We start from the raw sequence: 14052 nt of genomic DNA, 5'->3' as shown, positions 1-14052 counted from the left end.
AACCATCTTTCAGCTTTTCTACATGTGTAGAAAAGAATTATCCGGTATTAGCCCCGGTTTCCCGGAGTTATCCCAGTCTCATAGGCAGGTTGCCCACGTGTTACTCACCCGTCCGCCGCTAACCTTTGGGAGCAAGCTCCCAAAGATCCGCTCGACTTGCATGTATTAGGCACGCCGCCAGCGTTCGTCCTGAGCCAGGATCAAACTCTCCAATAAAGAGTAAGATTAGCTCTTAAAGATAAAACGTTGGCTAGTGTATTTTTCAACACTAATCATTTTTTGTTGACGTATGATTTGTTTAGTTTTCAAAGAACAATTTGATTTGTTGGAGCGGGTGATGAGAATCGAACTCACGACATCAGCTTGGAAGGCTGAGGTTTTACCATTAAACTACACCCGCATATTATTATTTTATTATAAATGGTCGGGAAGACAGGATTCGAACCTGCGACCCCTTGGTCCCAAACCAAGTGCTCTACCAAGCTGAGCTACTCCCCGTTATTCAAAATGGCGCGCCCGAAAGGAGTCGAACCCATAACCTTCTGATCCGTAGTCAGACGCTCTATCCAATTGAGCTACGGGCGCTCTTTTTAAAGAAGCAACTTTTACATAATATCATAACCATATTTTAATGTCAAACATTTTTTGTAGTTTTTTCTTGGTGCGGCCGAGAGGACTTGAACCTCCACGGGGTTGCCCCCACTAGGCCCTCAACCTAGCGCGTCTGCCATTCCGCCACGACCGCTCATTAAGAGCGATAGTATCTATTATACATGAATCCTCCCAGTCAATCAACTGGAAATGAATGGTGCGGGTGAAGGGAGTCGAACCCCCACGCCTTGCGGCGCTAGATCCTAAGTCTAGTGCGTCTGCCAATTCCGCCACACCCGCATAATATTATGCTATACCACTTAGTAAACATGGTGAGCCATGAAGGACTCGAACCTTCGACCCTCTGATTAAAAGTCAGATGCTCTACCGACTGAGCTAATGGCTCGTACAAATTAAGATAAAATTGCCTTAAAATAAAAAATGGCTGGGCTAGCTGGATTCGAACCAACGCATGACGGAGTCAAAGTCCGTTGCCTTACCGCTTGGCTATAGCCCAATAATATGGCGGTCCCGACCGGGATCGAACCGGCGATCTCCTGCGTGACAGGCAGGCATGTTAACCGCTACACCACGGGACCTTTATTAATAGTATAATAATTTAAAAGTGACCCCTACGGGATTCGAACCCGTGTTACCGCCGTGAAAGGGCGGTGTCTTAACCGCTTGACCAAGGGGCCATATTTTTAAAAGATGATGAAAGTTACTGGCGGAGAAGGAGGGATTTGAACCCTCGCGCCGGTCACCCGACCTACACCCTTAGCAGGGGCGCCTCTTCAGCCTCTTGAGTACTTCCCCAAAATGGCTCCACAGACAGGACTCGAACCTGTGACCGTTCGGTTAACAGCCGAATGCTCTACCAACTGAGCTACTGTGGAATAAGAAAAGTGTTCATGTCGTAATCTCGACTCTTTACATTATAATGAGACGAGCTGTGAAAGTCAAGGGGGAATTTTTATTACTTTTTCCCGCTCGATGTCAGTCACGGAATAATAATTTAACATCTTTTTCTCCAACTGTCAAACATGAATTTCAATAAGTTTCCCCCGGCACTTTCCACAAACATACTTTGAAGTATTGATCCTTCTTTTTCTATTATATTGTTGAGCGCATCCGGTGCATTGATATATACGAACGGTCTTTTGGGTTCTAACTTCAGGGCGGTTCGGGAGAGTAGAACAAAAACGGGGTGCACCCACTTTTTTAAGAAGGGTTTTAAAGTCATGATCTCGGTGCTGATAGCCTTTTCCCTCTAGATGCAAATGATAATGACATAATTCATGCTTAATGATGCCGATTAATTCTTGTTCCCCCAGTTGTTCTAGATAACTTCGATTAATCTCAATGTTATGAGACCTTAACATATAACGTCCACCTGTTGTTCGAAGACGGGAATTAAAAAAAGCAGTATGTCGAAATGGCTTGTTAAAGAATTGAATGGAAATTTCCTCAACTAAATTTTGTAACTCATTGTCACCCATACTCCCACCTCACTTCTAACTAAACAAAAATTCTATGAACATGACAACCCATTATAGCATACATTGAATATACCCCTTGAAATTTGTGCTAGGAGGTATGTCTATGCCTACTTGGTTTCAAAATCAGATGCAGAAAGCATTTTTAGAGAAAAATGCCTATCAAATAAAACTACTTAACCAATGTTGGTTTTTTTACAGAAAAAAACACCGTTCCTCTTGATAACGAATTTACACTAGCGGTGCAAACTTTATAAAACACATATGAAAACGCACTTGAATTCACAATATCATTCACAGTGCGTTTTTTATTGACCATTTCGGCAAAATTTTATTGTTTATTTTGTCTTGATTCACACAGGAAATCACAGGGGATGAAGTAATTATTGGATGGTGTGTTAATAATAAGCGGAGTTTTTTCGGTTAAACTACAGAATAGAGCTTGGTTCGGGGTATATAAGCGGAGTATTTCCGACTAAGCAAAGCAAAATCGCCCGATTTCACGTTTTTTAAGTCAATAGCCGGAAACTTTCCGTCTATTTTAGCTATTTTCAGTGCAATTTCCTAAATAAGAGAAATTTCTCCGCTTATTTATCAAACTCGCTATAGCAGCTAATGAACTTGTGTAACTTTCGGGTACTTTAGAAAAAAGGAAATTCAAAAAAGGATTAGAGAGAGTTTGCATCTCTAATCCTTTTTTACTGTGTAATATTTGGTCTACTTTTACCGTTTGCACCTCACAAGTAAACCCGTTAACATCGTGAACGGTGTTTCCTTAGGCTTTACGGTTGCAGCATCGTTAAAGCGACTCTGCCTTTTTGTTGGTCTACACTATCCACCCACACGGTGACTACGTCTCCAACGGAAACAATATCGAGTGGGTGCTTGACAAAGCGATTGCATAGTTTAGAAATATGCACAAGACCGTCTTGCTTTACTCCAATATCAACAAATGCTCCGAAGTCCACTACGTTTCGAACGGTTCCTTGAAGCTCCATTCCTACTTTTAAATCTTCAAGCTTTAGTACATCTTTCTTTAATAATGGTGCAGGAAGCTCGTCACGTGGATCTCTTTCCGGTCTAACTAACGCATCAAGAATATCCTTTAATGTTAATTCTCCGATCTCAAGCTCTGCCGCAATAGCTTTGATGTCAACAGATGATAAGGTTGTTTTTAGCGCTTCTGAACCTAGGTCAGCTGAGGTAAATCCTAATTTACTTAGGAGATTTTTAACTGCTTGATAATTTTCCGGGTGAATACCTGTACGGTCGAGCGGTTCTTTTCCATCAATCACACGCAGAAACCCAATGGCTTGCTCATATGTTTTTGCACCTAACCTCGGAATTTTCTTTAACTGTGTTCGATTGACAAACTTACCTTCTTCTTCACGTTTCTTGACGATATTGGTTGCTACTGTTTTTGAAAGTCCAGCTACATATTGAAGCAATGAAGCAGACGCAGTATTAACATTCACACCTACTTGGTTCACAGCGGTTTCCACAACAAAAGTTAATGATTCAGATAATCTCTTTTGAGATACATCATGTTGATATTGGCCTACTCCAACCGATTTTGGATCGATTTTAACTAATTCGGCTAATGGATCTTGCAAGCGACGGGCAATAGATACCGCACTTCTCTCCTCTACCTGAAAATCAGGGAATTCTTCACGAGCTAAATCGGAAGCAGAATAAACACTCGCACCCGCTTCGTTAACAATTAAATAATAAATCTCTCTTTTTTGATCTTTGAGCATATCTACTACAAACTGCTCTGTTTCCCGGGAGGCAGTCCCATTTCCCACTGCTACCATTTCAACTTCGTATGTTTCAATGATTTCTTTAAACTTTTTCTCTGCTTCTTGTTTCTTCGATACAGGTGGATGAGGGTAAATCACATCGATTCTAAGAACCTTCCCTGTTTCATCCACTACCGCTAACTTACAGCCTGTTCGATACGCTGGGTCTACACCTAGAACGATCTTTCCTTTTAAAGGTGGTTGGAGAAGAAGATTTCTTAAATTCTCAGAGAATATATGAATCGCTCTTTCTTCTGCCTTTTCAGTTAGCTCATTACGAATTTCTCTTTCTATTGAAGGTTGAATTAATCTCTTATAGCCATCTTCAACTGCCTCAGTCACTGTCTCAACAACGAAGGATCGAGAATTCTTAATCCACTTTTTTGTTAAGTAGTCCATGTTACGGTCCACATTCGGCTTAATCGCTACCCGTAAAACTTCTTCTTTCTCCCCGCGATTGAGAGCAAGCGTACGATGGGGAACCACTTTGCTAATAGGCTCTGAATATTCATAATACATTTCATACACTTTTTTCTCGTCTTTTTCCATATCCTTAACACTAGCTTCAACCAATCCAGCTTTAGCAGTCTCACTTCGTATCCATTTTCGTGAATCTGCATCGTCTGAAACCCACTCAGCGATAATATCCTTCGCCCCGTTTATCACTTCTTCAATAGAGTGAACCTCAAGCTCGTCCGACAAAAATTCACTTGCCTTTTCTTCGATTGAACCATTTACAGGGAAGGTTACTAACCATTCCGCAAACGGCTCTAATCCTTTTTCTTTCGCTACAGTTGCCTTTGTACGGCGTTTCTGTTTATACGGACGATACAAATCTTCAACCTCTTGTAGCTTGATCGATTTTTCTATCTGGCTTTTTAACTCAACCGTCAGTTTTCCTTGTTCTTCGATAATCCGAATAACCTCTTCTTTTCTTTGCTCAAGGTTTTGTATGTATTGCCAACGTTCCATAATGTCACGAATTTGTACCTCGTCTAATGCACCCGTTTGTTCTTTACGGTATCTCGCAATGAACGGTAGAGTGTTTCCTTCTTCAAGTAACGAAATAACATTGTTCACTTGTTTGAAACTTAAATTCTGCTCTTTTGCTACCGTTTGTAAGAGTTCCTTACGCTTATCGATTGTTTGATCCAATGTACTTTTCCTCCAACACGAATGTCTTTTTCCTTATTTTATCAAAGATTTCAAGTGTAACAAAATGAATGATATGTACAAAAAAGAGTTACCCCATTATGTACAGGTAACTCTAATGCAATGTCCCTATAATAAATGTTGAATCATCCATTTTCGAAGTGAACCTCTCCCGTATTTGATTCGCAATACATTCATTCGATAACCCAGAGCTTAGTAACGATTTTATTCCGTTAGGCGTGATGCCGTCCGAATGAATAAGAAATTTCGAGTTTGCTTGATAGGAGTATCTCTTTGTATTAAATCTTACTGGTTTACCAGATAGATATCCTGAGACTGGAAGAGGGTAGGTTAGTTCACCTTGATCTGAATATAAAAAGAAACGGATATTCCCTACACAGCTATAGTGAAATTCCTTCGTCTGAAAAAATACCTTTAATACCGCTACCGCAGCTCCTCTTTTTTGAAAAAGAGACTCATTGCATTTTTTCATCAACACCTCAACATCTTCCTCATGATATTGTTGGACAACCTCAACCACTGCTGAAGATGCCTCATTTGCTAGTGTTCCACTACCAAGACCATCCGCGACGACACAGGTAAAATATTCATCTTGGAGAACAAAGTAATAGCTATCTCCACATACATACTTACCTTCCTTAGTTGTTTGGTGAACAATCACTTCTATTGGTTTCGTCACGATAAGCACTCCGAACTGTTATGATCTGAGCGGATGGCATCTTGAAGTTTTTTTATTGCCTTTCTTTGCAATCTTGACACATGCATCTGAGAAATACCTAATTTCTCCCCGGTGTCTTTTTGACTTAGATTGTCCAAATACGTGTATTGGATAATCTCCCTTTCTCTTTCCGTCAAAACATGTAGAACCTTGTCTAATACAAGCTTTTGATTCACCTTTTCATAACCCTCATCAATGTTTCCCACCACGTCCAATAACGTGACAGTCCCTCCATCTGAATCAGCCTCAATAGAATGGTCAACAGACAATGCCTGATAACTTCTTCCCATCTCCATCGCTTCTAGTATATCCTCTTCGGTTTCTTGTAAGGCTTCAGCAATTTCACATACTTTTGGCGAACGCTGGAGAGTGGTGGTTAATTCCTCAACCGTTGCTTTAATTCTTGGACCTAGTTCTTTTATTCTTCTGGGAACATGGATACTCCACGTTTTATCTCTTAAAAAACGCTTGATTTCTCCAACAATGGTAGGTACAGCAAAAGCTTCAAAGCTTCTCCCAAATTCCTCATCGTACCTTCGCATCGCTCCTAACAGACCAATATTCCCGACTTGAACAATGTCCTCATGATAGGATTTTCCTTTTGAGTATTTTCGGGCAATTGTTTCAACTAAGCTTTTATAATGTAAAACCAATTGATTTTGAGCTTCATCATCCTGGTTTTGCTGATAAGCTTTTATATATCGATGAATTTCTTCTTTTGATAGTGAATTAGGTTGAGATTTGTTCTGCATTCCTCTCCACCTGCTCCCCTTCTAGGTATTTGGTCATAAAAACCGTCACACCCTCATTCTGATGAATGACCACTTCATCCATCAGCGTTTCTATCAAGTAAAGCCCAAGGCCTCCTTCACGCATAAACTCAACTGGTTCATTCCCACGATAAGGACCTACTTTTTCTCGAGCCGATTGAAAATCGAAACTCTTTCCACTGTCAGCCACGATAACTTCGAGTCGATCGCCATATGATCCAAAACCTACTGCAACCTCTCCAAGTTTTCCAGTTTTGTAGGCATGCTGAACAGCATTTGTTATGGCTTCACTTGTAGCAATTTTCAAATCTTCAATTTCATCGAATGAAAAGCCCATCCGACTGGCAATGGCAGATAATGTTAATCGAATCACACCTACGTATTCTGGCTTAGCAGGGATTTTCATTTCAATGTAGTCACAAACTTCTTTCATTTTGGTTCACCCTCAATCTGGCTAATATTCATAATATCAGCTAGTCCGGTGATCTCAAAAAGCCTCTTTAACCGATCAGAAAGTCCAACTAACTGAAATTCCCCATTGCTTGAGCGCACATTTTTAAACGTCCCCACAAATACCCCTAAGCCTGTGCTATCCATATATTCTACTCCAGAAAGATTAATAATCATGTTCACTCCGTTTCTCTCAGACAGAGGAAACAGGGTTTCTCTTAGCTTCGGTGCCGTATAAACATCAATTTCACCTGTTACACTGACAGCAACACGACCATCACATTCCGTGATATCTAACTTTATGTTCATTATACCCACCTCTTTACAAGTCAACTGCTCTTATTCGTTACCCTGAAAAATTAGTACTTAAACCTTTCTTTTCAAGATTATTAAAGTAAAATCATCTCGCAATTGAAAGTGTTGGAGCTTTTCTAGCTCTTTATATATGTTGGTTACAATCTCCTGTACAGGCAAATGGATATATTTATTTATATACGAGATTAAGGTTTCTTTTTCGACAAACCCTTCTTCTGAGCGACATTCTGTCACACCATCTGACATCAAGATAATCATGTCTCCAACATTTATGGCTTGTTCATACTGCAGATATTTCGTCCGCTTCTCTACTCCTAACAGCAAACCCTTTGCCTCAATTTCAGTGAATTCTCCCGATTGCGCACGGTAAAGAAAGCCCGGCTCATGTCCAGCGGAAGAATAGGCAAATGTATGCTCGATTGGATGATACACACCATAGAACATAGTAATAAACATACTAGGATCCACATTTTGTTCAACGACCCGATTTAGATTTTCTAATACTTTACTCGGTTCTTGTTGATTATCCGGTTGACTGTCCATCGCATATTTGATCATGGACATACACAATGCTGCCGGGATTCCTTTCCCAATGACATCTGCAATAGCTATACTTATATTATTTGTTTCATCTTGAACAAAGTGATAATAATCTCCATTCATATGCTTGGCAGGAACACTAATAGCACCTATATCCAGCCAAGGCACAGAAGGGACATGGGTTCCTAATAAGGTTTGTTGTACATTTGCAGCAATCTCCATTTCCGTTCTTAGTTCCTGCTGCTTATGGCGCAAGCTTTGAAGCTCTCTATAAGCAAGACCGTAGCCTAACATCACTTCTAGTAACATATCAAAGGAGAGCGATACTTCTTCTGGTAACTCTGGATACATTTCATTCATAAGAGTTTTATGTAAACTGATGATTTCCTCAGGGGAGATTCGATGCTCAATAGACTTTCTACTGAACTTTTGGCCCTGATACAACACTTGTTCAGAAGGGTCGTTTATGTATTTTTCAAGTATGTGCCGGTATTTTGCCTCCATCAATTCTCGGAAATCCATAAAATGCTCCCCCTAACGCACCCACTTAGTTGCCGTTATCTCTGTACCATTACCTGGTGTTGAGTTAATCCCAAACCCATCCATCAAGCGTTTGACTCCTGGCAATCCAGCCCCTAAACCACCTGATGTTGAATATCCATCCTCCATTGCTTGCCTTATATCCTTTATACCAGGTCCATTGTCTATCGCTACTACCTTCAATCCCGCTTTGCCGCTTTCATATAGTTTTTCAATGCAGATTTGGCCCTGACCAGCGTATAAATAAATATTTCTCGCTAATTCACTAATAGCAGTGGTGATTCTAGCCTGATCTACCGTTCCAAATCCAAGCTCTTTTGCCACATTTCTACCTAGCTGCCTAGCTGCAACAATATCCCATTCATTAATGATTTTTACGCAGGATTGGATCCCCATTTGGTTATTCCCCCAATTCCTGATGTAATTTCTCCAAACCTTTTTCTAGATCCAAAGCTGTTAGGACATCATCTAAACCAATTCCTAATTCAATAAGAGTAATCGCCACCGCTGGCTGAATACCTGTAATGACAACTTTAGCACCCATAAGTTTAGACATATTAATTACATCACCAAGCACCTTCGCGATGAAGGAATCAATAAAATCAATGGAAGTGATATCAATTACAACACCATTAGCGCTCGTTTCGTGTATTTTATGAAGCAAATCTTCCTGAAATTGAAGGGCCGTTTGATCGTCCAATTCCCATTGAATTGATACTAGTAAGCAATTGTGTAATTTTAGAATGGGTATCCTCAATTTTCTCCCCCCGTGCTGATAATCTTTTTATTCATAATTTCAAGAGCAGACTCAATGCCCTTTTTCAGTGTATTTTTTGTTGTAATTTGATTTAAATTAATCCCAAGATTGACGATTGTCTGTGCTATTTCTGGACGAATCCCTACTAACATACACTTGGCCCCAACTAGTCTAACTGCATCGGCAGCTTGAATAATATGATGAGCGACCATTGTATCTACAACCGGAACACCCGTAATATCTATAAGAACAACTTCTGAACGATTTCTTACCACTCCATTTAACAAGCTTTCCATAATCTGTTTTGCCCTCTCCGTATCTATCGTCCCAACAAGAGGCATGACAGAAATGCCATCAAACACGGGAATTAAAGGAGCGGACAATTCTTGAAGAGCAATTTTTTGAAGTGAAACTGTTCGCTCCCAAGTCGAGGAATATACATTAACAATCTCATTTGTCATTGGACTTATCCAGTTATCAAAGTCATAAATGATTTCCATACGATTTTCTTCATTTACATGACCTGATGCATTCATTCCTTCAAAAGCAATTCTTGCAAATTCCCGTAATCCGTCCGTAACAAAGGTTAAAGGCCACGCAAGTCTAACTACTTTTTCAGCAAACTCTACAAGCTTTTCACTATACTTTTCATCAGAATCTTTTAGATTAGAAACAATTAGATCAATGAACTCTCGGCTTGTCCCTACGAATACTTGGTCAGAAACCACCTTCAGAACCCGCTCATCTGATTTTTCCTTCATGCTCTCAATCCACTTTGTTAATATCTCTTCCCGATTCGTTTGAATATACTGTTCAATAGCTTTGTTCATTATATCCTCCCAATTTTAACATGTTAGGTTTCTTCAAAACGGATTGTCTTTAAACTGTAACGTAAGCTTAAAACCAAATTTTGAACCTATCCATAATGATAACAATTTTATGCGAAAGCTTAAACTAATTATGACAATATTGCGACTTTGTTATATACCCTTTTTTCGAGTAGCTAAACATAGTGCAACCAGGCCGTTTTGGATAGGCACAAAAAAAGGATAGCACTCGGCTATCCTTTTTTTGCACAGTATGATTTCTTTTTCATACAATAAAAAAACGCCCTTAGTAGAGCGTATTTTTAGAATTCAATAAGACCTAGGCTAATTTGTAAAGCTTCGTCCACTTTCTCCATCATTTCGTCATCGAGATGAGTGATCTTATCGGTCAGACGTTGTTTATCAATTGTACGAATTTGTTCCAACAGGATAACTGAATCTCGTTCGAAACCATAGCGTTTCGCATCAATTTCAACGTGAGTAGGCAGTTTCGCTTTCTGAATTTGAGCTGTAATGGCTGCAATAATCACTGTGGGACTGAACCGATTCCCGATATCGTTTTGGATCACAAGAACTGGACGAACGCCACCTTGCTCGGAACCAACAACTGGGGATAGGTCTGCAAAATAAACGTCACCACGTTTGACAATCAAAGGATTATCCCCCACTTACTAGACGTTCAACTGTATGTTCTGCCTCATACTCTGCTTGAAACGCTTCTGAAGCAATCGTTAAGTTGATCTTCGCCATCTCCATGTAGCCTCTTCGCATGGATTCACGAATTTGTCTCTTTTTCCGCTCACGCAAGTACATTTTAGTAGCTTGATAAATGAATTCGCTTCTGTTCACATTCTCCTGTTTCACAAAACCATCCAATTCGGTTAAAAGATGTTGCGGTAATTTCACCATAATTTCTGTTGTTGCGCTGGACTCAGACACAAACATACACCTCCACCATCACTACACACCATTTTATCTCTACCATATTTTATAATAACACCAATCCACCACAATGCAAAGGGGAATAAGTCATACTTCAGTATTATCCACCAAAAAAATACCCTTTTATTCATGAAGTCTCCAAAGATTCATAAATCTGGATCTTTTTCTATAAATCCTTATTCTAAAAGGGATACCACTATACATATGAATGCAAAATATCGTTTCTTTGCTCAATCGTTTTTCCATATTTTTTATAAATTCTAGGCACACGACTTGAAATGATACAAGGAACTTCATAATTAATTGTTTCTAATTTGGTTGCAATTTCATTCATTGAAATGTATTCCGTTTGTTGCTCTCCAATAAGCGTAACAAGGGTTCCAATGGGAAGTTCTTTAGGCAATCTAATCATGCATTGGTCCATGCAAATTCGACCGACAATCGGTACTCTTTTCCCTTCAACTAGCACCTCTTGCCCGTGTAGCTTTCGAATCCAACCATCCGCATAACCAATTGGCAACGTGCCAATCCACTCAGGCCCCTGAGCGGTATAAGTGGCACCATAGCTAACCGAATCCCCTTTTTCTAACTTTTTTACATGAATAAGTCTGGTGTGAAGTGAAAATGCGTCCTGTAACGGAAAGGGTAACACGGACTCCATTTCTAGGGATGGAGTCAACCCATACATCCCAATACCAAACCGAATGGCATTAAATGAAGCTTCACCAAAGCGAAATGATGCTGCACTGTTGCTTGCATGGACAAGGTCTGGCTTTACCTTTAAATACGATAAAAGCTCGTGAAAACGCGAGAGTTGTTTTCGAAAATAACTCTCTTCTAACTCGTCCGCTGTAGCAAAGTGAGTATAAATTCCCTCAAAAAGAAAACATCCACTTGATTCTAGTAGCTCCTCAATGGATGTCAATTCTTCCCTTGAACGAACACCAATTCTTCCCATACCTGTATCAAGTTTTATATGAATAGATAATTTTTCTCCCTCACCTAACATTCCCTTTGCTTGTTGTAACCACTCATATCGAAATACAGTTAATGTAATATTATTTTTAACGGCGACCGATGTATCCTCGGGACGACTGGCTCCTAATACAAGGATAGGGGCTGTTATTCCTTTGTTCCTTAGAGCAATGGCCTCATCTAAAAACGCAACGGCCAAGTAGGTGGCACCAGCTTCTAAAGCAGCTCTCGCTACTTGTACATCTCCGTGACCGTATGCATTGGCCTTTACAACCGCAATCATTTGAACGTGATTCGGCAAAAGTTTTTTTAACTGTGAAACATTATACATGATTTTATCTAAATGAACTTCTGCCCATGTATCTCGATAAAACAAAGTATTGTGACTCATTTCTACACTTCCTTCTACTTCCGGTCTAACATATACATACGATTATCGAATCCTAGGCGGTGATTGTCAACTTACTTATCCATACAAAAAGAACAGGCTTCATCATGAGAAGCCTGTTGATTCATTATTTACTTATATCCCCTTGCACTTGAACCGATCTAGCTAACATAGCCATTTCTTCTTCGGATAAGTCATTGGAGGCAAGCATGTAATCTACCCCTTGATACGTCCATGAAATGGTATTTCCTGACATAGCACCAATTGTGAAACCAAGGTCAATCGGTTCACCAGAAACTGTTGTTGATGTAACCGACGCTTCGGCAACAATGGCTTTTTCCTGTACAAGCGTGAAGCTCTTTTCACCATCATATGTTAAAATCACACGTTTTCCATTCTCAGTTTTCACTTCTTTTTCTTCGATTAAGTCCACACCAGCAATCTCTTCTGTTGGATACATCACCGTGAACGCTTCATCTTTTACATTTGACATAACAGGAACTTCAAGCTGGGCACCTGTCATATTTTTAGCCATATCAAAATCCTTCGCATCAAAGCTAGCATCAAATTTAACATTTGTAAATTCGACAGTTACTAATGCCTTTCGGTCAGGATCCATTACTTTTACGCTAACTGGTGTTAAATCCTTTTTAAACGTAATCTCTTGGTAAGGCAGCATCTTGTTGTTTTGATATCTAGTCTTTGTTTCAAATACATAATGCTCCTTAGTCGCACTAAACTTTGCTTCCTTATCAGCAATAATATCTTCAATCAGTGATTCATACAAATACGCCTGGCTGCTATTTTCCGGCCAATCGCTTTGGAAGCGGAAGCTCTTATTAAGGGCTGGTGTTAATACAAACACACCGTCATCATTACGTAAAATCATTTGACTTTGGTCTTTTTGAGCATTCTTTAAATTTACTCGATAGTAAGTAGGAGCTTTGTGCCAAATTTGCACATCATACGTCTGAGGCTCAGTTCCCATTTGCAAAGTCATGGTGGCATCCGCCTTATAACCTTTCAAACTTTCAACCTTCCCGGTTAAATCCTTCACCACATCTTCTTGTGATTTAGATCCACAGGCGGCTAACATAAGTACTGCCATTAGCCCGGCGAATAGCAATAATAATTTCTTCCTCATTCCTTCAACCCCTTTAGTTTCATTTCTTCGTAGTAAGAAGAGTGAGGGAAGGATATGAACTCTTACGGTTTTAGTAACCGCTAAAGAAACTCGCCGCCATCCCCCGCTCTTCTGTTGCACTATGAATATATGAGACAACCTTGGGGAATATGTCCAACGATTGGAACAAGCTATTTATTTTTTTCAATCACCACTTGCGCAACCGCATACTCTTTACTATGTGAAATGGATAGGTATACACCTTGACTAAAGGGTTTTATAATCATTGGCTGCCCTTTTTCATTCGACTGAATTTCGATATCCAAAAATGATAAACTTTCACCAATACCCGTTCCAACTGCTTTAGAAAAGGCTTCCTTTGCAGCGAAACGCCCTGCTAAGTATTCCGTTTTCCTTTTCCCATGATATGTATGATATTTATCTTTTTCTCTAGGTGTTAAAATTCGATCGACAAACTTACTTTGCCTTGCACTGAGCTCCTCAATTCGAGAAAGCTCAACGATATCAATACCTATTCCCGAAATCAAACGTAGCACCTCCTTCTAAAAAATGATTACGAAGCATATTGTGTACAAACTGTATTGTAATCACGTGTATTATAGATATGAAACAGTTATGATAGTAAAA

16 protein-coding genes, 11 tRNA genes and 1 rRNA gene are annotated in these 14052 nt (G+C 39.8%); 1 reads left to right on the top strand and 27 read right to left on the bottom strand.

Features of this window, described 5'->3' with window-relative positions:
- From ACFFHF_RS02195 to ACFFHF_RS02135, 13 genes are all read right to left on the bottom strand, one after another.
- Positions 1–216 (bottom strand): 16S ribosomal RNA (locus ACFFHF_RS02195); the annotation flags it as partial.
- A 110-nt stretch (positions 217–326) separates the two neighbouring features.
- Positions 327–400, bottom strand: a tRNA-Gly gene (locus ACFFHF_RS02190).
- A gap of 21 nt (positions 401–421) precedes the next feature.
- Positions 422–498, bottom strand: a tRNA-Pro gene (locus ACFFHF_RS02185).
- Positions 499–508: 10 nt separating this feature from the next.
- Positions 509–585: transfer RNA gene (locus tag ACFFHF_RS02180), tRNA-Arg, on the bottom strand.
- Positions 586–659: 74 nt separating this feature from the next.
- Positions 660–745, bottom strand: a tRNA-Leu gene (locus tag ACFFHF_RS02175).
- 61 nt (positions 746–806) lie between these two features.
- Positions 807–891 (bottom strand) — tRNA-Leu (locus ACFFHF_RS02170).
- 30 nt (positions 892–921) lie between these two features.
- Positions 922–997: transfer RNA gene (locus tag ACFFHF_RS02165), tRNA-Lys, on the bottom strand.
- 36 nt (positions 998–1033) lie between these two features.
- A tRNA-Gln gene (locus tag ACFFHF_RS02160) sits at positions 1034–1108 on the bottom strand.
- Between the two features lie 6 nt (positions 1109–1114).
- Positions 1115–1190 (bottom strand) — tRNA-Asp (locus tag ACFFHF_RS02155).
- 27 nt (positions 1191–1217) lie between these two features.
- Positions 1218–1289 (bottom strand) — tRNA-Glu (locus tag ACFFHF_RS02150).
- Between the two features lie 27 nt (positions 1290–1316).
- Positions 1317–1407 (bottom strand) — tRNA-Ser (locus ACFFHF_RS02145).
- A gap of 4 nt (positions 1408–1411) precedes the next feature.
- Positions 1412–1487, bottom strand: a tRNA-Asn gene (locus tag ACFFHF_RS02140).
- 141 nt (positions 1488–1628) lie between these two features.
- On the bottom strand, positions 1629–2090 hold the full coding sequence (locus tag ACFFHF_RS02135) for a SprT family protein (protein WP_340901892.1): 462 nt from the start codon (positions 2088–2090) through the stop codon (positions 1629–1631).
- Between the two features lie 103 nt (positions 2091–2193).
- Here ACFFHF_RS02135 and cmpA point away from each other — a divergent pair, with 103 nt between their 5' ends.
- Positions 2194–2310, top strand: coding sequence for a cortex morphogenetic protein CmpA (gene cmpA, locus ACFFHF_RS02130; RefSeq protein ID WP_119706371.1), 117 nt, complete (start codon positions 2194–2196; stop codon positions 2308–2310).
- Positions 2311–2869: 559 nt separating this feature from the next.
- On the opposite strand, the gene ACFFHF_RS02125 is transcribed toward cmpA, so the two are convergent.
- The 14 genes from ACFFHF_RS02125 to acpS form a co-directional block, all read right to left on the bottom strand.
- The gene (locus ACFFHF_RS02125) at positions 2870–5029 is read right to left on the bottom strand and encodes a Tex family protein (protein WP_377057523.1); all 2160 of its coding nucleotides are present in this window, start codon (positions 5027–5029) and stop codon (positions 2870–2872) included.
- 124 nt (positions 5030–5153) lie between these two features.
- Complete coding sequence (locus ACFFHF_RS02120) at positions 5154–5738, bottom strand: PP2C family serine/threonine-protein phosphatase (RefSeq protein ID WP_377057520.1); 585 nt, start codon at positions 5736–5738, stop codon at positions 5154–5156.
- Positions 5735–6529, bottom strand: a complete 795-nt coding sequence (gene sigB / locus ACFFHF_RS02115) for an RNA polymerase sigma factor SigB (RefSeq protein WP_160549381.1) — start codon at positions 6527–6529, stop codon at positions 5735–5737. The genes ACFFHF_RS02120 and sigB overlap by 4 nt, the downstream gene beginning before the upstream one ends.
- Entirely contained in the window at positions 6507–6980 is a 474-nt protein-coding gene (gene rsbW / locus ACFFHF_RS02110; RefSeq protein ID WP_160549382.1) for an anti-sigma B factor RsbW, read from the bottom strand. The genes sigB and rsbW overlap by 23 nt, the downstream gene beginning before the upstream one ends.
- Positions 6977–7306, bottom strand: a complete 330-nt coding sequence (locus tag ACFFHF_RS02105; protein ID WP_160549383.1) for an anti-sigma factor antagonist — start codon at positions 7304–7306, stop codon at positions 6977–6979. Before ACFFHF_RS02105 ends, rsbW begins: the two co-directional genes overlap by 4 nt.
- Positions 7307–7363: 57 nt before the next feature.
- Complete coding sequence (locus ACFFHF_RS02100) at positions 7364–8374, bottom strand: SpoIIE family protein phosphatase (RefSeq protein ID WP_160549384.1); 1011 nt, start codon at positions 8372–8374, stop codon at positions 7364–7366.
- Between the two features lie 12 nt (positions 8375–8386).
- Positions 8387–8788, bottom strand: a complete 402-nt coding sequence (locus ACFFHF_RS02095) for an anti-sigma regulatory factor (protein WP_160549385.1) — start codon at positions 8786–8788, stop codon at positions 8387–8389.
- A gap of 4 nt (positions 8789–8792) precedes the next feature.
- Positions 8793–9149: an STAS domain-containing protein gene (gene rsbS, locus ACFFHF_RS02090; RefSeq protein WP_066060023.1), complete on the bottom strand. Its 357-nt coding sequence runs from the start codon at positions 9147–9149 to the stop codon at positions 8793–8795.
- On the bottom strand, positions 9146–9979 hold the full coding sequence (gene rsbRA / locus ACFFHF_RS02085; RefSeq protein ID WP_340901873.1) for an RsbT co-antagonist protein RsbRA: 834 nt from the start codon (positions 9977–9979) through the stop codon (positions 9146–9148). Before rsbRA ends, rsbS begins: the two co-directional genes overlap by 4 nt.
- A 299-nt stretch (positions 9980–10278) precedes the next feature.
- A complete protein-coding gene (ndoA, locus tag ACFFHF_RS02080; RefSeq protein WP_019156408.1) occupies positions 10279–10629 on the bottom strand; it encodes a type II toxin-antitoxin system endoribonuclease NdoA in 351 nt (116 codons plus the stop codon).
- A gap of 4 nt (positions 10630–10633) precedes the next feature.
- On the bottom strand, positions 10634–10915 hold the full coding sequence (locus ACFFHF_RS02075; RefSeq protein WP_066060032.1) for a CopG family ribbon-helix-helix protein: 282 nt from the start codon (positions 10913–10915) through the stop codon (positions 10634–10636).
- 199 nt (positions 10916–11114) lie between these two features.
- Positions 11115–12284, bottom strand: coding sequence for an alanine racemase (alr, locus tag ACFFHF_RS02070; protein ID WP_340901863.1), 1170 nt, complete (start codon positions 12282–12284; stop codon positions 11115–11117).
- A 124-nt stretch (positions 12285–12408) separates the two neighbouring features.
- Entirely contained in the window at positions 12409–13425 is a 1017-nt protein-coding gene (locus ACFFHF_RS02065; protein WP_160549389.1) for a LolA family protein, read from the bottom strand.
- Positions 13426–13595: 170 nt separating this feature from the next.
- Entirely contained in the window at positions 13596–13952 is a 357-nt protein-coding gene (gene acpS / locus ACFFHF_RS02060; protein ID WP_160549390.1) for a holo-ACP synthase, read from the bottom strand.
- Positions 13953–14052: the final 100 nt, after the last annotated feature.

Origin of the sequence: Robertmurraya beringensis (assembly GCF_042433785.1) — a bacterium.
GTDB classification, from domain to species: Bacteria; Bacillota; Bacilli; order Bacillales; family Cytobacillaceae; genus Robertmurraya_A; species Robertmurraya_A beringensis.
This window is presented reverse-complemented; position numbering and strand designations above follow the sequence as displayed.